The 23175-nt window shown below is 73.3% G+C and carries 8 protein-coding genes and 1 pseudogene; all 9 read right to left on the bottom strand.

Annotation, left to right across the window (positions count from 1 at the left end; genetic code table 11):
• Positions 1–2: 2 nt before the first annotated feature.
• The 9 genes and pseudogenes from ACIRD8_RS03960 to ACIRD8_RS03920 all read right to left on the bottom strand — a co-directional run bounded on the left by ACIRD8_RS03960 (position 3) and on the right by ACIRD8_RS03920 (position 23166).
• Positions 3–1190 (bottom strand): cytochrome P450, encoded by a 1188-nt coding sequence (locus ACIRD8_RS03960; RefSeq protein WP_403985711.1) that lies wholly within the window; start codon positions 1188–1190, stop codon positions 3–5.
• A 118-nt stretch (positions 1191–1308) separates the two neighbouring features.
• A complete protein-coding gene (locus ACIRD8_RS03955; RefSeq protein WP_403985709.1) occupies positions 1309–2958 on the bottom strand; it encodes a dipeptide ABC transporter ATP-binding protein in 1650 nt (549 codons plus the stop codon).
• Complete coding sequence (locus ACIRD8_RS03950; protein ID WP_403985707.1) at positions 2955–3764, bottom strand: ABC transporter permease; 810 nt, start codon at positions 3762–3764, stop codon at positions 2955–2957. Before ACIRD8_RS03950 ends, ACIRD8_RS03955 begins: the two co-directional genes overlap by 4 nt.
• Positions 3761–4765: an ABC transporter permease gene (locus ACIRD8_RS03945; RefSeq protein WP_403985706.1), complete on the bottom strand. Its 1005-nt coding sequence runs from the start codon at positions 4763–4765 to the stop codon at positions 3761–3763. The genes ACIRD8_RS03950 and ACIRD8_RS03945 overlap by 4 nt, the downstream gene beginning before the upstream one ends.
• Positions 4750–6336 carry an ABC transporter substrate-binding protein gene (locus tag ACIRD8_RS03940; protein WP_403985704.1) on the bottom strand — a complete coding sequence of 529 codons (1587 nt, stop codon included), beginning with the start codon at positions 6334–6336 and terminating at the stop codon, positions 4750–4752. The genes ACIRD8_RS03945 and ACIRD8_RS03940 overlap by 16 nt, the downstream gene beginning before the upstream one ends.
• A gap of 189 nt (positions 6337–6525) precedes the next feature.
• Positions 6526–7512, bottom strand: a complete 987-nt coding sequence (locus tag ACIRD8_RS03935) for an LLM class flavin-dependent oxidoreductase (protein WP_403985702.1) — start codon at positions 7510–7512, stop codon at positions 6526–6528.
• 121 nt (positions 7513–7633) lie between these two features.
• Positions 7634–9559, bottom strand: coding sequence for an HAD-IIIC family phosphatase (locus ACIRD8_RS03930; RefSeq protein ID WP_403985700.1), 1926 nt, complete (start codon positions 9557–9559; stop codon positions 7634–7636).
• Positions 9556–12693, bottom strand: a pseudogene (locus tag ACIRD8_RS03925) (type I polyketide synthase); the annotation flags it as partial. The gene ACIRD8_RS03930 and the pseudogene ACIRD8_RS03925, both read right to left, overlap by 4 nt.
• Positions 12694–12789: 96 nt before the next feature.
• A complete protein-coding gene (locus ACIRD8_RS03920; RefSeq protein ID WP_403985699.1) occupies positions 12790–23166 on the bottom strand; it encodes an SDR family NAD(P)-dependent oxidoreductase in 10377 nt (3458 codons plus the stop codon).
• Positions 23167–23175 lie beyond the last annotated feature (9 nt).

Here is a 23175-nt window from a genome sequence, read left to right as displayed (position 1 = left end):
GGTCACCACTCCACCGGCAGGGACAGCACCCGCTGGACGGTGCCGGCGCCGAGGATGGGCAAGTCGTCCACCGGGGTGGCCAGGCGCAGGCCCGGGAGACGGGAGAAGAGCTCCTTGAAGGCGATCTCCAGTTCGAGCCGGGCGAGGTTCTGGCCGAGGCACTGGTGGATCCCGAAACCGAAGGTCACGTGGTGGGTGTCCTCGCGCAGGATGTCGAACGTGTCGGGGTCGTGGTGCATGTCCCGGTCGCGGTTGGCGAGCGTCCCGGAGACCAGGACCCCCTCCCCCTCACGGATCAGGTGTCCGGCGATCTCGATGTCGCCCTTGGCGATGCGGGTGGCGACCAGATCGGTGGTGGCGATGTAGCGCAGGAGTTCCTCCACGGCACCCGGCAGCCGCTCCGGGTCCTGCTGGAGCAGGGCCAGCTGCTCGGGGTGTTCGAGCAGGGTGATGACGCCGAGTGCCAGCGAGGACGATGTGGTCTCGTGGGCGGCGATGAGGAGCACCAGGGCGATGGAGACCAGCTCGTCGTGGCCGAGGTCGCCGGGGACGACCCGTTCCCGGACGAGCCGTCCGAGCAGCCCGTCGGACGGGGTCTTGATCTGCTCGGTGACCAGGGCGTCGATGTAGTCGACGAGTTCCTGGGCCGCGGTCGCCGACTCCTCCTCGGTCCCCAGCATGACCTTGCCGCTGGCGTCCTGGAAGAAGTCGTGGTCCTCGTACGGGACTCCGAGGTGGCGGCAGATGACCAGCGAGGGCAGCGGCACGGCCAGCAGCGGCACGAGGTCGGCGGGCGGCCCGTGGTCGATGATCGTGTCCACGTATCCGGCGACCAGCTTCTCCAGTTCGGGGCGCATGGCGCGCACCTGCTTGAGACTGAAGTGCGGGTTGAGGTAGCGCCGGTAGGTGTCGTGGACGGGCGGGTCCATGGCGATCAGTGCGAGGCTGCGGGCGATCTGCGAGCGGAACCTCGGGGCCACGATGGGGAATCCCGGGTGCGTGCGCAGGGACGAGAGGTTCGGATGGGTGAGGATTTCCCGGGATTCCTTGTACCCGGTGACCATCCACGCTTCCCGGCCGTCGAAGAGCGTGACCTTGAGGACGGGCCCCTGCTCGCCTATCTCCTGGTATCCGGCGGGCGGCTGATAGGGGCAGGTGCGTTTCTGCGGATACGGCGGCGCTGCGGTCATTGCTTTCCGTCCTTCGTTCGTCGTGGAAAACGAAAGGGAGTGAATTCGACGCGTCGGGTCGACGTTAGGGAGAGGCGGAAAAACCGGCAAGGCCGGTTAAGCCGCGCTTCAGAAGGGCTTATGAACGGCCGGTCGCCCGGGTCGCACGGACCCTGGACACGGCGCTCAGGAGCGTCCGGGTGTAGGGGTGTTGAGGGGCTTCGAAGATCTGCTCGGCGCTGCCGGACTCCAGCAGGAGGCCGTCCTTCATGACCAGGACCCGGTGGCTGAGCCGGCGGATGACCCCGAGGTCGTGCGAGATGAACACGTAGGCGACGTCGAGCCGCTCCTGCACCTCGACCAGGACGTCGAGCACCTGGGCCTGGACGGCGGCGTCCAGGGCGGAGACGGGTTCGTCGCAGATGATGACGTCGGGGTCGGGCGCGAGCGCGCGGGCGATGGCCAGCCGCTGGCGCTGGCCGCCGGAGAGATCGCGGGCGCGGCGCGTGAGCACCTCCGCGGAGAGGCCCACATGGCCCAGGAGCGTGGCGACGCGTTCTTCGCGTTCCTCGCGGGGGACGCGGACCGCCCGCAGGGGCTCTTCCAGCAACTGCCGTGCCGTGTGGCGTGGATCGAACGATCCGAGCGGGTGCTGGTAGACCATCTGAATACGGCGCCTGGCCGCGCGGCGCGCGGATCCGCGCAGGCCCGCCCAGTCGAGTCCGTCAACCTCCACCCGTCCCTCGTCGGGCGCCACGAGCCCCATGAGCATCCGTCCCACGGTGGTCTTGCCCGAGCCCGACTCCCCGACGATGCCCAGGGTCTCGCCGGCCCGGACGGTGAGGGAGACGTCGTCCACCGCGGTGAGGACGGCACGCCCTGACAGCCGGTAGCGCTTCGTCAGCCGGTCGGCCCGCAGGACCGTGCGGGCGTCCTCGCCGGGTGCGCCCGTGCGCCCGCCGCCTCCGGGAACGGCCGCGACCAGGGTCTTGGTGTACGGATGGGTGGGGTTCTCCAGGACCTGTGCGGCGGGGCCCTGCTCGACGAAGCGTCCGTCGCGCATCACATGGATGTCGTCGGCGAACTCGGCCACCGCTCCGAGGTCGTGGCTGATGAGCAGGACTCCGGTGCCCGCCGTGGCGCGTTCCCGCAGGAGTTCCAGCACCTGGCGCTGCACGGTCGCGTCGAGGGCGGTCGTCGGTTCGTCCGCGATCAGCAGATCGGGCCCCGCTGCGAGAGCGGAGGCGATGAGGGCACGCTGGCGCAGCCCGCCGGACAGCTGGTGGGCGTACTGTCCGGCGCGGACGGCCGGTTCGGGTACGCCGCATTCGGCGAGCAGCCGGAGCACTTCGGCGTCGCGCTGCGCGGGGGGCACCGTGCGGTGCTCGCGCAGGGGTTCGGCCACCTCGTCACCGATGCGGCGCAGCGGGTCGAGGGAGCCCAGGGCGTCCTGGAGGACGAGTCCGATGCGCCGTCCGCGCAGGGCCCGCCAGCCGTTCGGCCGTAGACGGCTCAGGTCGAGGCCGTCGAAGCGCAGGGCGGTGGCGGTCACTTCGGCGCCCTCGCCCGCGAGACCGACCAGACTGCGCGCGGTGACGCTCTTGCCCGAGCCCGACTCGCCGACGATCGCGACGATGCGGCCGCGCGGGACGGTGAAGGAGACGTCGTGTACCGGCCGGGTGCGGTGGCCGCCGGTGCCGAAGGACACGGTGAGCCCTTCGACACGGACGAGAGGTTCGCCGGCGGGGACGGTCCGGGTGTCGTCGGGGCGGGGGGAAACACGGGTCATCGCTGCCTCCGGTCGGCGCTGCGCTGGAGATGCTGGCCGACGGCGGTGACGGCGAGCACGGCGATGGTGATGGCGGCGCCCGGGAAGGCGGCCGGCCACCAGGCGAACGCGAGGAACTCGCGGCTCCCGGCGAGCATCGCGCCCCACTCGGCGGTCGGCGGCCGGGGGCCGAGACCGACGAAGCTGAGGCTGGACCCGGCCACGATCATCGATCCGAGCGAGACGGTGGCCAGGGCGAGCACCGGCCCCAGTGCGTTGGGCAGCACGTGGCGGGCGATGACCTGCGGACGGGACCAGCCGAAGCCGTGCGCGGCCTCGACGTAGGGGCGGCCCCGCAGCCCGATCACCTCGGCGCGGGCCATCCGGGCGAAGCCGGGCAGGGAGACCACGGCGAGTCCGACGGTGGCGGTGCTGCTGCCGGGGCCCAGTACCGCCACCACGAGGAAGACCAGCAGCAGGCCGGGCACCGAGAGCACCACGTCGAGGAGCCGGCTGAGCACCTGGTCGACGACGCGGCCGGACTGGGCCGCCGCGATTCCGAGCAGGGTGCCCGCGACCAGGGCCGCCGCCGTCGCCCCGGCGCCGATCGCCAGGGAGGGCCCGGCTCCGTACACGATCCTGGCGTACAGATCGCGGCCGTTCTGGTCGGTGCCGAGCCAGTGGGAGCCGCCGGGGGCCTGCAGGATCGCCTCCACGTCGGCGGCGTTGGGGTCGGCGTCGGTGAAGAGACCTGGGGCGAGGACCATGACCGCGAGGACGACGAGCACCGCGGTTCCGGCCCAGAGGCCGTACGGACGGTGTCTCATGACGTCCTCCCGGTGTCCCGGGTCCGTGGATCGATCAGCCACTGCAGCAGGTCCACCAGGATGTTGACGACGACGAACACGGCCGCGGCGAGCAGCACGACGGCGATCACCACGGGCATGTCCTTGTTCTCCACGGCGGACAGCACCAGCCGGCCGACGCCCTGGCGGGAGAAGACGATCTCGATGATGACGGCCCCGCCGATCAGTGATCCGGCGATCCAGCCGAGCAGCGTGGTCGCGGGCAGGAGCCCGTGCCGCAGGACATGGCGCAGTCGCAGGCCGATTTCACCGACGCCCCGGGCGCGCGCGGTGGTCACGAAGGGTTCCTCCAGCGCTCTGAGCAGTCCTTCGCGCAGTACCTGGGAGACCACGGCGGTGGGTGCGGCGGCCAGGGCCACGGTGGGCAGGACGAGACCCGCCGCACCGTCCGCGCCGACGGTGGGGAACCAGTGGAGGGTGAAGGAGAAGACGGTCAGCAGGAGCAGGCCGAGCCAGAACGGGGGCAGGGCCACCACCAGAGATTCGGCGGCGGCGAACAGCGTCTGGACCCAGGTGCGGCGGTTCGCGCTGATGACCGCGAGGACGACGGCCACCACTGCGGTCACCAGCAGGGTGCACAGGATCAGCAGCAGGGTGTCGGGGAGTTGCGCGCCGATGGCGTCCCGCACGGGGAGGCGCAGCACGTAGGACTCGCCGAGGTCACCGCGCACGATCCGGCCGAGGTAGGCGCCGTACTGTGCGATCAGCGGGTCGTCGAGGCGGTACTGGGCGATGATCTCCGCGCGGATCTGCGGTGTGACGGTGGAGCGCGCGAGCAGCACGTCGGCGGTGCTGCCCGGCATGAGCTGGACGAGGAAGAAGGTGGCGGTGACCGCGCCCCACAGCACTCCGGCCGAGCCGGCGAGGCGTACCAGGACGAGCCGCAGCAGTCGGCCCGGGCGGGCCCGGCCCGGTGCGGTCGCACCGGGCCGGGCCCGCCCGGCGCTCAGGACGCCAGCCATATGCCGTACAGGTCGGCCGAACCGTCCGCGTTGAAGGCCGTGCCGCGGACCGCTGAGCGGGCCGCGAGGGTGGAGAGCGGTGAGTAGACGGGCAGGACGGCGGCGTCCTCGGTGATCCGCCGCTGCACGTCGCCGTAGATCTCGAACTGCTCCTTCTGGTTCTCCGCCCGCTGGGCCGCCTCGAACTGCCGCTCCACTTCCGGGTTGTCGTAGCGGGCCATGTTGTTGCTGATGCCGCGTTCCGGGGTGGGAATGTTGTCCTTGCCGAACAGGACGCGCAGTACGTCGGGGCCGGGTGCGGAGAAGCTGGTGTCGATGAGTTCGTAGTCGCCGGCGAGCAGCCTCTTGACGAAGGTGCCGCCGTCGACGTTCTCCTCGACCGTCTCCACCCCCAGTTCCTTCGCCGCGGCCTGGATCTGCACGGCGAGGTTGGAGACGGACGGGTCGGACCACAGGTGACGGACCTTCAGGCGTTTCCCGTCCTTGGTCCGGTAGCCCTCGGCGTCCCGGGTCTGCCAGCCCGCCTCGTCGAGCAGTGCGGCCGCGGCCGCGGGGTCGTGCTTGTAGGAGGGGGCGAGTGCGGCGTCGTATCCGGGGGTGCGGGAGGAGAGGGCGCCGGTCGCCGCGTCGTACTCACCGAAGTAGACACGCTTGACGATCTGCTGCCAGTCGATGCCCGCGCGCAGCGCCTTGCGGACCCTGACGTCGGCGAGCGGACCGCTCTCGGTGTTCGGCCAGTAGCTGTAGTTGATGCCGGGGAACTGCGCCTTGTGCAGTTCGAACCCCTCGGTGGACCTGAGCTGGCGGAGGCTGGTGGGGGACAGCGCGGTCACGGCGTCGACCTGCGAGCTGCTGAGCGCGCCGAACCGGGAGGCGTTGTCGGGGACGACCTTGACCTGGATGCCGTCGAGGTATGCCTTGCCCTCGTGGGCCGCGCCCTTGGGCGCCCAGGCGTAGTCGGCGTTCCTGGTGTAGTCGATGCCCTTCTGGGCGACGAGACCGGTGTCGCTGCGGAACGGTCCGGTCCCGATGATCTTCTGGCAGAGCGAGGCCGGGGAGCCCTTGAGCGTGGCGGGCGCCTCGATCCCCAGATTGGGCAGGGCGAGCGCTCCGAGGAAGCCGGAGTCGGGCTTCTTCAGCTTGACCGCGACGGTGTGCGGACCGACGGCGCGCGAGGAGTCGTACGCCGAGATGAGGCTGGAGGCGAGCAGCGACTTGGTGGCGGGGTCGGCGACGTGTTCGAGGTTGGCGACGACGGCCGCCGCGTCGAAGGCGGTGCCGTCGGTGAAGCGGACGTCGTCCCGGAGCTCGAAGGTGTAGGTGAGCCGGTCGGCCGAGACGGTCCAGCGGCTGGCCAGCCAGGGCTGGAAGGCGCCCTTGGCGTCCTGGTGCACCAGGGAGTCCACCAGGGGACGGGCCAGCAGCCGGGCCGCCCCGGTCGGGCTCTGGTGCGGGTCCAGGCACTCCGGTTCCTTCTCGATGGCCAGCCGCAGGGTGCCGCCCTCCTTCGGCGTGCTGCCGGCGGCGGTGCCGCCGTCCCCTCCGGACGAACAGGCTGCCAGCAGCGTCATCAGCACGGCTGTGGCCCCTGACACGAAGGCGGCGGGCCTGCTCGTTCTCAATCCTGTACCGGAGTCCATCCTGGTCCTCATCGCATTCGCTTCGCAGTGACGTTCGGCCGTCACAGTGCACGGCCGTTCTAAACCCGCTCTGAAAGCGTCTGCGCACCGCGGTCGGCGCGGTGCCGGGGACCCGCCCCGTCAGACCGAGGCGACGATCTTCGCGAGGTGCTCGTAGGAGCGGACCCGGGCCTCGTGGTCGGGAACCTGCGTCAGTACGAACAGTTCGTCGGGCCGGGCCTCCTCGATGAACGCGGTGAGCCGCGGTGCGACGCGGTCCGGCGACCCGACGAACTGCGGATCGATCCTGGAGCGCAGGAAGTTCTCCTCCTGGGCCGTGAAGCGGTGGGCGGCCGTCTCCTCCTCGGTCGGCAGTACGGAGTCCGGGTCGACGGTCCGCATCAGGATCTGTCCGTACACGAAGGACTCCGCGAGGCGTGCGGCGCGTTCGTCGCTCTCGGACACGACCGCTATCACCGCGACGGCGGCGTGCGGCTGTTGCTGCCGTTCGCTGGGCCGGAAGGCCTGGCGATAGGCGTTCAGCGCCTGGGGCGCCCCGCCTCCGACGATGGCGTGCGCGTAGACGTAGGGAAGTCCGTGCCGTGCTGCGTACACGGCACTGCCGACGCTGGATCCGACCAGCCAGAGCGCGGGCGGGATCTCCGGTTCGGGGACGGCCCGCACGCCTTCGTGCCCTCCGCCGAAGAAGCCGCGCAGTTCGGCGAGTTGCTGGTCGAAGTCGGAGCGGCGGGGATCGCCGAGCCGGGCGGCGGAGGCCGGTGAGCCGCCGGTCGCCCGGCCGAGGCCCAGGTCGACGCGGTCGGGGTAGAGCGAGGCCAGCACACCGAACTGCTCCGCCACGGCGAACGCGGAGTGGTTGGGCAGCAGGACGGCGCCGGATCCGACCCGCAGCGACCGCGTGGACGCCAGGATCGGTCCGGCGAGCACGGCCGGGCTGGACGTGGCGAGGGCGGGCGTGCTGTGGTGCTCGGCCACCCAGTAGCGCCGGTAGCCGAAGTCCTCCACGGCCTTGGCCAGTTCGATGCTGCGGCGCAGCGCGTCGCCTGCCCGGTCACCCCGCCAGACCGGCGCCGTGTCGTGCACGGAGATCGCGATTTCCTGGGTCAAGGCCCTCTCCTCGTGTCAGTGGGGCCGTACGGCGGCCCGTGCCGCCCCGATCCAATCCTGAGGCAACCTCACTTTATTGTCGCGGTCAGTTAAGGCGAGGAGCCCTCGCCTTGTCAATGCGTCACGGCCCGTCCGGCACGAGGCCGTCGGCCGCCTCGAGCGCCAGGTGTCCGGGCACTCCGGGCAGCGTCACCTCCCCGGCGAGGCTCAGTGCGTACCGGTCCGCGCCCGTGCTCCCCCGCGGCCCGTGCGGGACGAATCCGTAGTGCGGATAGAGATCGGCGACCTTCGCGTTCTTGGGTGTGGGGACGTAGGTACCGCGCGCCTCCGCGAAGCCGGCCCGCCGGGCCAGACCGAGTACCGCGGACAGGGATGCCTGCTCGATACCCCGGGCGAACACCCGGCAGCTCAGCAGGAGGTTCTCGATCTCCAGCACCGGGCCCCCCGGCCCGTCCCCCTTGTCCGCCCTCAGGAACAGCGCCCCCACGACGCCGTTGGAGCCGAACCGGTCGGCGGCGGACAGCACCACGACCGACCGCCCCGGGTCGTCCGATCTGGCACGCACCTCGTCCGCGGTCAGCCGCTCGGTGGTGAGGTTGAACTGATTGGTGCGCTGGGTCAGCTGGGCCACCCGCGGCACCTGCGCAGGGGTCACGGGGGCCAGTTCGAGCCGGACGCCGAGGGCGTCGAGGAACTCCTGCGCCGAGCCCGCCGCCCCCAGGAAGCCCGAGCGCGCGGACTCCTCCTGGTAGAGACGGGTGCGCACCCGGTCCTCCTGGGTGACCCCGGTGCTGGTGAACCACCCGTCGGCCAGCAGCCGTTCGACGTGGTGCGCCGGTTCCTCGTCGACCGGGACGACCGTGACGTCAGGGAGTCCCGCACTCACCGCCGCGCACTCACCGGGGTTGTCGTCGACGAAGACGAGGGAGTCCTCCCCCAGGTTCAGTGCCTCGGCCAGGGACCGCAAATGTCCGGGCTTGGGCTGCCAGTCGGCGTGTACGGCCACGAAGTGCTCCTCGCGCACACGCAGATCGGGGTGTTCGCGCAGTGCCTCCAGGACCGTGGCGCGGTCGTTCTTCGTCACCGCCGCCAGCAGGACCCCCTGCGACTGGAGCTGCCTGACCACGCCCTGGAAGGCGTGGAAAGCCGCACCCTGCCGCCCGTGTGCGACCTCGATGCCCTCGACCCCGTCGTCCCCGAGGACCCCGCCCCACAGGGTGCCGTCGAGGTCGAGTGCCAGCACCTTCTTGGCACGCCCTGTCCTCGCCCGGACCAGGTGCGCCAGTTCCCGTGCGTAGCCCGCGAGCAGCGCGTCCGAGAGGTGGGCACCGGCGTAGACCTCGAACCTCGGCTCGGTGAGCACGGCGTCGCCGGTGAGCAGCGGATCGATGTCGACCGTGACGGCCGGGCCGCCCTCGGCGCCGAGGGCGAGCAGCTCGCTGTTGGCGGTGCGCCAGAGCACACCGAGGCGGGCGCGTGCGGTGTGGTCGAGGAGCTGGACCTGCTGGGTGCGGGGCAGCGGCACGGTGTTGAGGACCAGCGTGCCTCGTCCGCGTGCCGCGAAGCCCTCGGCCAGCTGCCGCCAGAGCGACGTCTTCTCGCCGAGCACCCGGGCGACGTCGTCGACGGTGAAGGGAACGGGTACCTCGTCGAACACCGTGGCGTGGTCGAGGACGCACACCGTGAAGTCGGCGGCGCGGGAGTACAGCGAGGAGTCCGGGTCGCCGAGTTCGAAGACGTAGGAGCCGAAGTCGGTGAGCCGGACCTCCGGCAGATAGCCGTGGCGGGCGAGTTCCCCGACGAGCGCGGTGCGCAGGGCGTCGAGTGTCCCGTTACCGGTGAGCGCGACACTCACCGCCGGCAGCGCCGGATGGTGCCCCGCCGCCTCGCTCAGGTCGGTGCGGGCCAGTAGCCGCGAGGCCACCGCCAGGTCGTCAGGGCCGAGGGCGGAGAGCAACGCGGCCACCTCGTCGAACCGTGACGCGAGAGTGCCCTCGCGGTGAAGCAGGCGAAGTGCGGCGAGCGCGCCGCCGTCGGGCGTGGTCATCGGACGGCCTCCGGCACTCGGCCGGCGAGCAACCGGTCGACGTGACGGGCGAGTTCCCTGGCGGTGCGGTGCTCGAACACGACGGTGGCGCGCACCTCGATCCCGGTGCGGGCGGAGAGCCGCGTGGCGATCTCGAGGGACCCGAAGGAGGTGATGCCGGCCTCGGTCAGATCGGCATCGGCCTCCACCGTGCCCGGCGGATGGCCCAGCGCCTCGTCCACGGTGTCCAGGATGTGCCCGAGTACCGTCCGGTACCGGTCGTGCGGCTCCGACGCGGCCGGCGGCACCGCTTCCCCGGGCTCCGGCGGGCCGGCCGGCGCGGGCTCCCGGCCGGCGGTTCCGGACCAGGTCCTGGGCAGCCAGTAGGAGGTGTGCTGGAAGGGGTAGACGGGCACGTCGCGGGGGTGCGCGGCCGGTCCTCGGCCCAGCACGGCGTCCCAGTCCACGTCGGCCCCCTGGGCATGGGCCTGGCCGACGGCCTGCAGCACCGAGCGGGCCTCCGCGGCCGGGCGGCGGATCAGGGGCAGCACGGCGGGACGCGCCGGATCCCCGCCGAGGCAGTCCGCGGTCATCGCGGTGACCGTGGTGTCGGGGCCGATCTCGATGAACACGTCGGCCCCCAGCTCCCGAAGGGCAGCCACCCCGTCGCGGAACCGCACCGTCCCCCTGACCTGCGAGGACCAGTAACCGGGCGCGGCCAGCGCGGCGCGGCCCACCGGCCCGCCGGTCAGATCGGAGATCAGCGGCACCGTCGGCCGGGCAACGGTCAGCGCCGCGGCGGCTCGGTCGATCGCCGGCAGGGCACCGTCCATGTGCGGCGAGTGGAAGGCATGGGCGGTCCGCAGCGGTTTGACCCGGGCCCCTTCGGCACGCCAGGCGGCGGCGAGCGCGCGGACCGCTGCGGGATCGCCGGACACCACCGTCGAGCGGGGACCGTTGACGGCGGCCACGGCCAGCAGATCGCCGTACGGTGCCAGCGACTCGCGTACGTCGGCCTCGGGGACCCGCAGCGACACCATGGCACCGGGCGGGGTGGCCTGCATGGCCCGGCCGCGTGCCACCACGAGCCGTGCGGCGTCCTCGAGGTCCAGGACTCCGGCGACATGGGCGGCGGTCAGCTCGCCGACGGAATGGCCGAGCACGGCGGACGGCCGCAGACCGAAGGACTCGGCGAGACGGGTCAGGGCGAGCTGGGTGGCGAACAGCGCGGGCTGGGTGAACTCGGTGCGCTCCAGCAGCTCCGACTCCGGGGTCCTGGATGCGGCGAGGACGAGGCCGGACAGCGGCGGGGCGTGCTCGGCGCGCGCCTCGGAGCGGGCCCGGTCCAGGGCGGAGCATGCCTCCTCGAAAGCGTCCGCGTAGACCGGGAAGTGCCGCAGGAGCCCGGCGCCCATGCCGGGGCGCTGGGTGCCCTGGCCGCTGAAGACGAAGACGGTGACCGGGGCCGGACGGGCCTCGGCGAGCGTCGAAGAGGGACCGGAGAGCGCGTCCAGTTCGCGGAGCAGCTCCGCGGTGTCGGTGCCGACCGCCACGGCCCGGTGCCGGAACGCGGTGCGGCCGCCTGCGAGGGTTCTGGCCACTGCCACCAGGTCGGTGTCCGGCTCCCGGCGCAGCAGTGCGGCCAGCCGGGCCGCCTGCTCCCGCGCCGCCTGCGGGGAACGCCCGGAGACCGGCCAGAGCACGGCGGGTGCCTCGCGGCCGGTGGTGGACGAGGGCCGCGACCCCGCTTCCCGGTCCGAGGCGCGGACGTCCGGTCCGGGCGTTCCGGAGTCCGGGTCACCGGCCGCCCGGGCCGTTCCGGATCCGGCGCTCCCCGCTTCCGCGTCCGCCGTTGCGGCCGGGTCCGGGACGTACTCCTCGACGAGCAGGTGGGCGTTGGTGCCGCTGATACCGAAGGACGACACCGCGCCGCGACGCGGCTTCCCGTCCCTGGACGGCCAGGGGCGGGAGGCCGTGGCGATCTCCACCCGGTCCTCAGGCCAGTCCACCAGCGGGGAGGGCTCGTCGGCGTGCAGGGTCGCGGGCAGCACCTGGTGCCGCAGCGCCTCGATCACCTTGATCACCCCTGCCACGCCGGCGGCCGCCTGGGTGTGCCCGAGGTTCGACTTGACCGAACCGAGCAGGAGCGGCGCCGGACGTCCGTCCGCGCCATAGGCGCCGATCACCGCACCGGCCTCGATCGGGTCGCCCAGGCCGGTGCCGGTGCCATGGGCCTCGACCAGGTCCACGTCGGCAGGGGACAGCCCGGCGTCGCGCAGGGCCGCCCCGATCACCTTCTCCTGGGCGGACCCGCTCGGCGCCGTCAGGCCGTTGCTGGCGCCGTCGGAGTTGACGGCCGACCCGGCGAGCAGCGCCAGCACCGGGTGGCCCAGCCGTTCGGCGTCGGCCAGGCGTTCCAGGACCAGGAGTCCGGCGCCCTCGCCGAAGCCGGTTCCGTCCGCCCCCTTCGCGAAGGCCTTGCACCGGCCGTCGGCGGCCAGTCCGCCCTGCACCGCGAAGTCGGTGAACACGCGGGGTGTGGCCATCACGGTTACCCCGCCGGCCAGGGCGAGGTCGCACCGGCCACTGCGCAGCGCGTCGGCGGCCAGGTGCAGCGCGACCAGTGACGAGGAGCAGGCGGTGTCCACGGTCAGCGCGGGACCTTCGAGACCGAGGGTGTAGGCGAGCCGCCCGGAGGCGATGCTCGACGCGTTGCCGGTCATGAGGTACCCCTCGTAACCGGGGGGTGTTTCGTGGGCCGGCGGCGCGTAGTCCTGGTAGATGACGCCCGCGAAGACACCGGTCGCGCTGCCGCGCAGTGTCGCGGGGACGATGCCGGCGCGTTCCAGGGCCTCCCAGGCTGTCTCCAGGAGCTGCCGGTGCTGGGGGTCCATCGCCGCGGCCTCCTTGGGGCCGATGCCGAAGAACGCGGCGTCGAAACCGGCGGCGTCGTCGAGGAAACCTCCGGCCGCCGCGAATGTGGCCGCCGCTTCCGGCCAGCCGCGGTCGCCGGGCGGCGGGCCGATGGTGTCGGTGCCGTCCGCCACGGTCCTCCAGAGGTCCTCGGGTGAGCGGATGCCTCCGGGGAAGCGGCAGGCGGCGGAGACCACGGCGACGGCGTCCGGCTGCCGCGCGGAGCCGTCCCGCCCGGTGGCCAGCGCCAGCTCCGCCTTCACCCTGGCCAGTTCGCCGGTGGTCCAGCGCAGGTACTCGATGAGCTTCTTCTCGTCCGCCATGGGGTCGGATGCCTCTCAGGATCGGAGTTCGGAGTCGATGAACCGGAACAGTTCCTCCGCGTCCGCCGGGGGGCCGGCAGGAGCGTCGGGTCCGTCGGTCTCCGGTACGAGCTCGCTGAGCAGATGGCCGACGAGGGCGTCCGGGGTCGGGTGGTCGAACACGAGGGTGGCGCCCAGGCGGAGCCCGGTGGCCCGGCCCAGCCTGTTGCGGAGCTCCACCGCGGTCAGCGAGTCGAAGCCGAGCTCCTTGAAGCTGCGTCCGTCGTATCCGGATCCGTCGCTCCCGCTGCGTCCGAGCACCGTCTCGACATGGCTGATGACGGTCGCGGCGACCAGCTCGCGCCGCCGGGCGGGTTCGGCCGCCGCCACCCGGTCCGCCAGGGTCTCCGAGGTGTCCCGGGCCCGAGGCGTCCCGTCCCCGGCCGATGGTGCCGGGGCGGCGACCAGGGAGCGCAGGGGCGGTACCGGGTCGGCGCCGCGGGCCAGCCGTGCCAGGTCGAGGCGCGCCGCGAACAGGGCGGGTTCACCCCGTTCGAAGGCCGCGTCGAGTGTGGCGAGGCTCTGGGCGGCGGGCAGCGGAAGCATCCCGGACCGGGTCATCCTCGCCCGGTCCGCGTCGGACAGACCGCCGGTCATAGCGCTGTCGGACTGCCAGAGCCCCCAGGCCACCGAGGTGGCCGCGTATCCGGCCGCCGCCCGTGCTGTGGCCAGGGCGTCGAGATAGACGTTGGCCGCCGCGTAGGCGCCCTGCCCCGGGCTGCCGACGATGCCGGCGGCGGAGGAGAAGAGGACGAAGGCGGCCGGGTCGGCGTCACGGGTGAGCCGGTCCAGGTGCCGTGCACCGTCCGCCTTCGGCCGCAGTACGGCGTCGAGGCCTGCCGCGTCGAGCGTGCCGAGGGTCGCGTCCGCGAGGACACCGGCCGCGTGGAAGACACCCGTCAGCGGACGGGACGGGTGGATGCCGTCCAGCAGCCGTGCCACCTGCTCCTCCTCCGCCACATCGACGGCCACCGCGGTCACCTCGGACCCCAGCGCGACGAGTTCGGCCGTCAGGCGGCGCACGGTCTCGTCCTCCGGGCCCCGTCGGCCGGCCAGCAGCAGATGCCGTACGCCGTGCCGGGTGACCAGATGCCGGGCGACCTGACGGCCGACTCCGCCGGCCGCTCCCGTGACGAGCACGGTGCCCTCCGGGTCGAGGGAACGTGGCAGACGCAGCGTGACCTTGCCGGTGTGCCGGGCGAGGCTGAGGTGGCGCAGCGCCCTGGGCGCCTGGCCGACGTCCCACGAGGTGACCCGCAGCGGGGTGAGGACACCGGCGCGGAACAGCCCGGCCAGCTCCCCGAGGATCTCCCCGATCCGGTCGGGTCCGGCGTCCATCAGGTCGAACGCCCGGTAGCCGACGCCGTACCTGGCCCGGATCGCGAACACGTTGCGGATGTCGGTCTTGCCCATCTCGACGAATCTCCCGCCTTCGGCGAGCAGTTCGAGGGAGGCGTCGGTGAAGGGACCGGCGAGGGAGTTGAGTACGACGTCCACGCCGCGGCCACCGGTGGCCGCGCGGACGGCGGGCGCGAACGACAGGTCCCGGGAGCTCCCGATACGGGCGTCGGGCAGGCCGGCGGCCCGTACGGCGTCCCACTTCGCGGGGCCGGCCGTGCCGAACACCTCGATGCCCCAGTGCCGGGCGAGCTGGATGGCGGCACCGCCGACCCCGCCCGCCGCGGAGTGCACCAGCAGCCACTCCCCCGGCCGCGCGTCGGCGAGATCCCGCAGGGCGTAGTAGGCGGTCAGGAAGACCGCGGGGATCGTGGCGGCCCGGGCGAATCCGATCCCCTCCGGGACCGGGGTGAGCAGCCGGTGATCGGTGACCGCGACCGGGCCGATGCCTCCGGAGATCAGGCCCATGACGGCGTCTCCCGGGCGCAGTGCCGTGACGGCGTCGCCGACGTCCAGGACCACACCGGCCCCTTCGGTGCCGAGTTCGGCGTCCCCGGGGTACATCCCCAGCGCGAGCATCGCGTCACGGAAGTTCAGCCCGGCCGCGCGGACGGCGATCCGCACCTCGCCCGGCGCCAGGGGCTCCTCGGGAACAGGGGTGTGCACCAGATCGTCCACGGCACCGCTGCCGCCGGTCCCCAGCCTCCAGTTCCCGGTGCGGGGCGGGCGTGTCCCCGGTGCCCCTCTGCGGAGCCTGGGTGCCAGCAGTTCCGCCCTGCGAAGGGCGAGCTGCGGTTCGTTCGTGACTGCGCCCGAGGCGATCAGTGCGATCGCGGCGCTCTCGTTCGCGCTGTCGCCGGCGGGTTCAGGCAGGTCGAGCAGGAAGACCCTGCCTGGTTCCTCGGACTGGACACTGCGGACCAGGCCCCACAGCGCCGCTCCCACCGGGTTCCCGGCCCGTTCGCCGTGTACCGCGCCGACAGCGCCTCGGGTGCGCACGACGACCGGTGCCGTGGCGAGCCTGGGCTCGGCGAGGGTGTCGCGCAGGGTGTGAGCCGTCGACAGCAGGACGTCCCGGAGGAGCTGTCCCTCGTCCTCGGACGCGGACTCCGGCCCGGGCCCCTCGACGATCAGGGCGTCCGGCACGTCCTCACCCCGGTCGAGGGCTTCGAGCAGCGGGGCGAGCCCGCCCGCCCCGAGATGCCGGACCACCGGCGCGTGTGCCTCCCCGGGGGCAGCCGGGAGCGGAGCTCCGGTCGCCTCCCAGTGCAGTTCGTGGAGGAGTTCGCCGGGGTCGCGGTCGGTCACGCGGAAGGTGACCCCGTCGATCACGACGACCGGTTCGCCCTGCGGACCCGCCAGGTTCACCGAGACGCCGTCCGTCCCGTCGCGGGTCAGTCTCACGCGGACGGTGGCCGGGAGTGTGCCTCGGCTCTCGTAACCGCGCCAGACGAACGGCAGCCGGACCTGGCCGTCGTCGGGAAAGCCCCCGGCCGTCGCGGCCAGATGCAGGGCGGCGTCCAGCACCGTGGGATGGACCGCGAAGCCGGGCTCCGGCGGGGTCCCGGTCGACACCTCCGCGTACACCTCGTTCCCCGACGGGGAGCGCCAGGCCGCCCGCACGCCCCTGAACGCGGCGCCGTAGCCGTAGCCCTTGAGTGCGAGGTCCTCGTACAGGCCGGTGACGTCGAAGGGTTCGGCGTCGGCCGGGGGCCACGGCACGGCGGAGCGGCCTTCGGAGGCGGGGGCGAGAGTGCCCAGTGCGTGGCTGGTCCAGGGCGCGCCGAGCGGCCCGCCCGAGTCGGCCGCGTCACGGGCGTACAGGGCGAGCGGCCGGCGTCCGTCCGCTTCTGCGGCTCCGGCCGTCAGCAGGATCTCGACCGGTTCGCCCGTGAGCACCAGGGGCTGCTGGAGGACGAGTTCGTCGACGCGGGGCGCGCCGGCGAGTTCCCCGGCGTAGCGGGCGAGTTCGGCCAGCACGGCGCCGGGCACGAGCACCGTGCCGTCCACCGTGTGGTCGGCCAGCCAGGGCTGGGCGGTGAGCGAGAGCTGTCCGAAGAGCTGCACGCCGTCGCCGCCGGGGGCCCGCACCGCACCGGTGAGCAGCGGGTGACCGACCTGCCGGGTGCCCGGGAGCGCGGTGCCGACGGAGGCCGAGGGCGCGGCGTCGAGCCAGTACCGCTGCCGGTCGAAGGCGTAGGTGGGCAGGGGCGGCAGTCCGGCCCTGCGGACGCCGGTGTGCGTCCGCCAGTCGATCCGCACCCCGTTGACCCACGCCTCGGCCACCGAGCGCAGCAGGCGGCCCGCCCCGCCCTCGTTCCTGCGGAGGGTGCCGAGCACGGCGGTGCGGCCGGGCCCGTCGGTGTCCAGGACGTCCTGGACACCGACGCCGACCACCGGGTGGGGGCTGACCTCGATGAACACCCGGTGTCCCGCCTCGGCGGCCGCCCGGACCGCCGGGCCCAGCAGGACGGTCCGGCGGAGGTTGTCGTACCAGTAGCCGGGCGAGCCGAACGTCGTGTCCCCCGGATCGACGCGGCGGCCGGTGACGGTGGAGAAGATGTCCGCCGTGGGGGCCGCGAGCCGCTGCGGCTCGGGAAGCGCGGCCCGCAGTTCCTCCTCCAGCGCCTCGACGTGCGCGGAGTGCGAGGCGTAGTCGACGTCGATCAGCCTGACGCGTACGCCGGCTCCGGCGAACGCCGCTTCGATCCGGGCGACCGCCTCCGTGCCGCCGGAGACGACGGTCGATTCGGGCCCGTTGACAGCGGCGACGCCTGCCGCCGCACCGGTCTCCTGAAGGACCGCCCGCACCGAGTCCTCCGAAGCGGCGACGGAGAGCATGGCGCCGGTGCCGGCGAGCTCGGTGAGCGCCTTACTGCGCAGGGCCGCCACTGCGGCGGACTCGGCGGGGGTCAGAGCACCTGCGGCGAGTGCTGCCGCGATCTCTCCCTGGGAGTGGCCGACCACGGCGGCGGGGCGCACCCCGAACGACTCCCAGACCGCGGTCAGCGCGGTCATGGTCGCCCACAGCACGGGCTGGACGACGTCGACCCGGTGCAGCCCCGTCCCCTCCCGGAGCGCGTCGAGGAGCGACCACCCCGTCAGCGGGTCGAGCAGCCGGGCGCATTCCTCGATCCGTCCGGCGAACACCGGTGAGGTGTCGAGGAGTTCACGGGCCATTCCGTCCCATTGCGCGCCCTGGCCGGGGTAGAGGAACACCGGAGTCCTGGACTCGGTGGCGTGCCCGGTGACGACGTACGGGGACGGCTCGCCGTCGGTGACGGCCCGGAGCCCTTCCAGCGCCTGCTTCCGGTCCTCCGCCACCACGACGGCCCGGTGGGGGAAGTCGCCCCGGACGTGGACGAGTTCGGCGGCGACGTCGGCCAGGTCCGTGTCCGGGTGGGCCAGCAGGTAGCGGTGCAGCCGGGCGGCCTCCCCGGCGAGTGAGCCGGGCGATCCGGCGGACAGGACGAGCACGACGGGGCCGGCGGGGCGCTCCGGTCCGGGGGCCGGCGCCGTCTCGGCGGCGGGCGGTTCCTCCAGGACGACATGTGCGTTGGTGCCGCTCATCCCGAAGGCGGACACCCCGAAGCGCCTCGGCCGCCCGCCCTGCGGCCAGGGGGTGTTGTCGGTGAGCAGGGCGACGGCACCCTGGTCCCAGTCCACGTGCCGGGAGGGGTTGGCGGCGTGCAGGGTCCGCGGCAGCGTCCGGTGGGCCAGTGCCTGCACCATCTTGATGATGCCGCCGACCCCGGCGGCCGCCTGGGTGTGGCCGATGTTGGACTTGAGCGAGCCCAGATGGAGGGGCGCCCCTCCGGCCCGGTCCGCGCCGTAGGTGCCCAGCAGGGCATGAGCCTCCACGGGGTCGCCGAGAGTGGTCCCCGTGCCGTGCGCCTCGACCGCGTCGACGTCGGCGGGCGTGAGGCCCGCGTTGTCCAGGGCCGCCCGGATGACGCGTTCCTGCGCGGGGCCGTTGGGAGCGGTGAGCCCGTTGCTGGCTCCGTCCTGGTTGGTGGCGGAGCCCTTCAGCACGGCGAGCACCGGGTGCTGGTTGCGGCGGGCGTCCGAGAGCCGTTCCACCAGGAGCAGCCCGACGCCCTCGCTGAAGCCGGTGCCGTCGGCCTCGTCGGCGAACGCCCGGCAGCGGCCGTCCGGCGACAGCCCGCGCTGGCGGCTGAACTCGACGAACGTCGAGGGTGTGGCCATCAGCGTGGCGCCCCCGACGAGTGCGAGATCGCATTCGCCCGCACGCAGCCCCTGGGCGGCCAGGTGCAGTGCGACCAGCGAGGAGGAGCAGGCGGTGTCCACGGTGACGGCCGGGCCTTCGAGGCCGAAGCTGTACGAGATGCGGCCGGAGGCGACGCTGCCCGCGCTGCCGGTGCCGAGGTATCCCCCGTGTTCCCCCGGGTCCGCCTGGGCCCGTCCGCCGTACTCGGTGTAGATCAGGCCGACGTAGACGCCGGTGCGCGATCCGCGCAGTGCCCTGGGGTCGATCCCGGCACGCTGGAAGACCTCCCAGGAGGTTTCCAGCAGCAGCCGTTGCTGGGGGTCCGCGGCAGTGGCCTCTCGGGGACTCATCTCGAAGAACTCGGCGTCGAAGTCCGAGGCGTCGCGCAGGAATCCGCCCTGCCGTGCGTAGGAGGTGCCGGGGTGGTCCGGGTCGTCGTGGAAGAGACGGTCCAGGTCCCAGCCGCGCTCCTCGGGGAACGGGCCTATGGCGTCGCCACCGCGCTCCAGCAGCTCCCACAGCTCTTCCGGGGTACTGATGCCGCCCGGGTAGCGGCAGCCCATCGAGACGATCACCACCGGGTCTTCGTCGTGCCGTACGACGGGCGCCGGGCGGGGCCCGTCCGCTGTCCGGGGGGCGTCGGACCGGGCGAGGTGGGCGGCGAGCGCCCGGGGGGTGGGGTGGTCGAAGACCACGGTGGCGGGCAGCTTGCGTCCGGTGACGGTGCCGAGGTGGTCGCGCAGACGCACGGCGGTCATGGAGTCCAGCCCCAGGTCGCGGAAGGGGCGGTCGGGCCGGATCTCCTGGTCCGAGTCGTATCCGAGGATGGCCGCGACGGCCCGGCCGACGGTCACCAGCAGCCGTTCCTCCCGCTCCTCCGGGTCGAGGAGGGCGAGGGTGCTGGGGGCTTCGGCCGCGCCGGCGCCGGGGGGCCCGGCAGGCAGGGCCCTCAGCCGCGGCGTGGAGGGACGGCCGTCCCCCTGCCCGGCCGCGGGCGTTCCCGGTTCGAGCGTGCGCAACCGCAGTTCGCCGACGGTGAGGACCGTACGGCCGTCCTCGCCCGAGGCGGTCAGGGCGTAGGTGTCCGGGGCGGTGGTCGCGACGTGGACTTGCAGCCGTGCGGGAAGGTCCCCGTACTGTCTGACCCCGCTCCAGCTGAACGGCACCGTGACGGCCCCGGAGCCGTCCGTCCCGCTGTCCGGCGCGCCGGTGAGCACCCGCCCCAGCAGCACGGCCTGCACCAGTCCGTCGAGCAGCGCGGGGCGCGGGTCATGGCCGTGGCCCCCGGCCTCGGCACTCGAGATCTCGGCGTACAGCCCGGTGTCGTCCGCCCAGGCGGCGCCGACCGTGCGGAGCCGCGGTCCGTAGTGCACCTCGTGGCCGGCCAGCGCCAGGTAACCGGCGTCGGTGTCCAACGGCCCGGCGCCGGCGGGCCGGCCGGCCGTGGCGGGCCTCGCGGTGCCGGTGTGCTCGTCCGGGGCCCTGCGCAGCAGGCCGGTGGCGTGCAGTTGCCAGCCGTCCCCGGCTCCGTCCGGTGCCCGGGTGTGCACGGTGAACGACGCCCCGTCCGGATCGCCGTCCGCCGCCAGCTGGAGTTCGAGCGGCCGGCCGCTGCCGGGGACACCGACCGGGGCGAGGAGGGTGATCTCCTCCAGGTGTTCCAGGCCGAGCCGGGCACCGGCGGCGAGGGCGAGGCCGGTGAGCGCGCTGCCGGGCAGCAACAGCCGTTCGCCCAGCCGGTGCTGGCCGCTCCACCGGGCGTCACCCACCGGGACCGAGCCGCTGAAGAGCACCCCGCCACCGTCGGCGCGCTCCAGCACCTCGCTGATCAGCGGGTGCGGTCCGGCTGCCGCCGGGGGTGCGGGGAACCCGGCGCCGTGGTGGGTGTCCAGCCAGAAGCGCCGCTCCTGGAAGGCGTAGGTGGGCAGGTCCACGGTGCGGCCCCGGGTGGCCGAGGACCAGTCGACGCGGCCGCCGTGGGCGTACAGATCACCGGCCGAGGCGAGCAGGGTGCCGAGGGAGCCGTGGTCCCGGCTCAGCGTGGGTGTGGCGTGCGCGGGGAGTCCACGGGTCTCGAAGGTGTCGCGGAGGGCGCCGGTGAGTACCGGGTGCGGGCTGATCTCGAGGAAGAGGGTGTGGCCGGCCTCGGCGAGGGCGCCCACGGTGTCGGCGAGACGCACCGGCTCTCGCAGGTTGGTGTACCAGTAGGCCGCGTCCAGGCCGCTCGTGTCCGTCTCGACGGTGGTGACGGTGGAGTGGAAGGGGACGGTCGAGGACCGGGGCCGCAGGTCCGCGAAGCGGTCCAGCAGGGTGTCGCGCAGTGCCTCCACCGCCGGTGAGTGCGAGGCGTAGTCGACGGGGATCGTCCTGGCGCGTACCCCGTCCCGCCTGCATGCCTCGACGAACTCGGCCACCGCGTCGGCCGCACCCGAAACCACGGTGGCCGTGGGCCCGTTGACGGCGGCCACGCCGATCACACCGGAGGCGGGGAAACGGCCTTGCGCCTCTTCGGACGTCAGCTCGACGGAAGCCATGGCGCCCTGTCCCGCCAGGTCGAGCAGGGCTTCGCTCCGCTTGGCCACCAGGCCCGCCGCGTCGTCGAGGGTGAGGGCGCCCGCGACATGGGCGGCGGCGATCTCGCCCTGCGAATGGCCCACGACGGCGCCGGGTTCGACGCCCAGGGAGCGCCAGACCGCGGCGAGCGAGACCATCACCGCGAACAGCGCGGGCTGGACGACGTCGACCCGGCCGAGGGCGCTGTCGTCGTCGCTCGACACGACATCGACGAGGTCCCATTCGACGTGCGGGGCCAGTGCGCGCGCGCAGCGCTGCATCTCGTCCCGGAACACGTCGGACCCGGCGAGGAGTTCACGGGCCATCCCGGCCCACTGGGAGCCCTGGCCCGGGAAGACGAAGACGGGGCGCCCGCTCCCCTCGGCCACCCCGAACGCGGTTCCGGGGGACGGCAGCCGCTCAGCGGCCGAGGAGAGTTCCCGTTCGAGGGCGCCACGCCCGGTGCCCACGACGACCGCCCGGTGCGGCAGCGCGGCTCGTCCGGTGCGCAGGGTGTGGGCGATGTCGCCGGCGGAGAGTTCGGGATGGACGGCGAGATGTGAGCGGAGCCGCTCGATCTGGGTGTCGAGAGCGGCGGCGGTCTGTCCCGACAGCAACCAGGCGGACGGCACGGGCTCCGTCGGGGCCTGCGTGCTTCCGCCGGGCGCCCCTTCCTCGTGCACCCCTTCACCGGGCACCTCTTCCTCGCGGGCTTCGTCCGGAGCCGTGGAGGCGGGCGGGGCTTCGATGATGGCGTGGGCGTTGGTGCCGCTGATACCGAAGGAGGACACGGCCGCGCGCCGCGGCCGGTCGGCCTCCGGCCAGGCCTGTTCCTCGGTGAGCAGCGAGAGACCGCCGGCCGACCAGTCGACGTGCGGTGACGGCTCGTCGATGTGCAGGCTGGCGGGCAGGACGCCGTGCTCGATGGCGAGCGCCATCTTGATCACACCGCCGATCCCGGCGGCGGCCTGCGTATGACCGATGTTGGACTTCAGCGAGCCGAGCCGGACGGGACTCTCCGCGGTGCGGGCGCTGCCGTACGTCGCGATGAGCGCACCGGCCTCGATGGGGTCGCCGAGTCCGGTGCCGGTGCCGTGCCCCTCGATGACGTCCACGTCCTCGGGGCCGATCCCGGCGTCCTCGAGGGCAGCGCGTATGACGCGTTGCTGCGCCGATCCGTTGGGTGCGGAGAGCTGCGTGCTGGCCCCGTCGGAGTTGACCGCGCTGCCGCGCAGCACGGCGACCACCCGGTGCCCTGCCTTCAGGGCGTCGGAGAGGCGCTCGACGAGGACGAGTCCTACCCCCTCGGCCCAGCCGGTGCCGTCGGCCGAGGCGGCGTACGCCTTGCACCGTCCGTCCGGCGAGAGCCCGCGCTGCCGGCTGAACTCGACGAAGGTGGACGGGGTGGCCATCACCGTGGCCCCGCCCGCGACCGCCATCCGGCAGTCACCCCTGCGTACGGCCTGGGCCGCGTAGTGGAGGGCCACCAGCGAGGAGGAGCAGGCCGTGTCGACGGTGACGGCGGGCCCCTCGAGACCGAAGGTGTAGGCGATCCGGCCCGAGGCGATGGAGCCGGCGCTGCCGGTGCCGATGAAGCCCTCGAAGCCCTCCGGCGCCGAGGTGTGACGGGATCCGTAGTCGTCGTACATCACTCCGGCGAAGACGCCGACGGACTCCCCGGACAGCGACGACGGGTCGAGCCCGGCGCGTTCGAACAGCTCCCAGGAGGTCTGCAGCAGCAGTCGCTGCTGCGGGTCGATGGTGAGCGCCTCGCGTGGGCTGATGCCGAAGAGCCCCGCGTCGAAGTCGGCGGCGTCGTGCAGGAAGCCGCCTTCGCCCGCGTAACTGGTGCCCTCCTTGGCCGGGTCCGGATCGACGAGCCGGTCCAGCGGCCAGCCCCGGTCCTCGGGGAACGGGGTGATCGCGTCGGTGCGGTCCGCCACCAGCTGCCAGAGGTCCTCCGGTGAGGTGACACCGCCCGGGTAGCGGCAGGCCATGCTGACGATGGCCAGGGGCTCGTGCGCGGCCCGCTCGGCCCGCTCGAGCTCTGCCCGGGTGCGGAGCAGGTCGTTGGTGGTCCGGCGCAGATAGTCCCGGAGCCTGTCTTCGTTCGCCATCGGTGATCCGCTCTCCGTGTGTGTGCCCGGTGGGGCGCGCCCGCCCGGCGCCCGCACGGCAGGAGC

The organism is Streptomyces sp. NPDC102451 (assembly GCF_044765485.1).
GTDB lineage: Bacteria > Actinomycetota > Actinomycetes > Streptomycetales > Streptomycetaceae > Streptomyces.
Note: the sequence above shows the minus strand (reverse complement) of the source record. Positions and strands in the feature narration are given on the sequence as shown.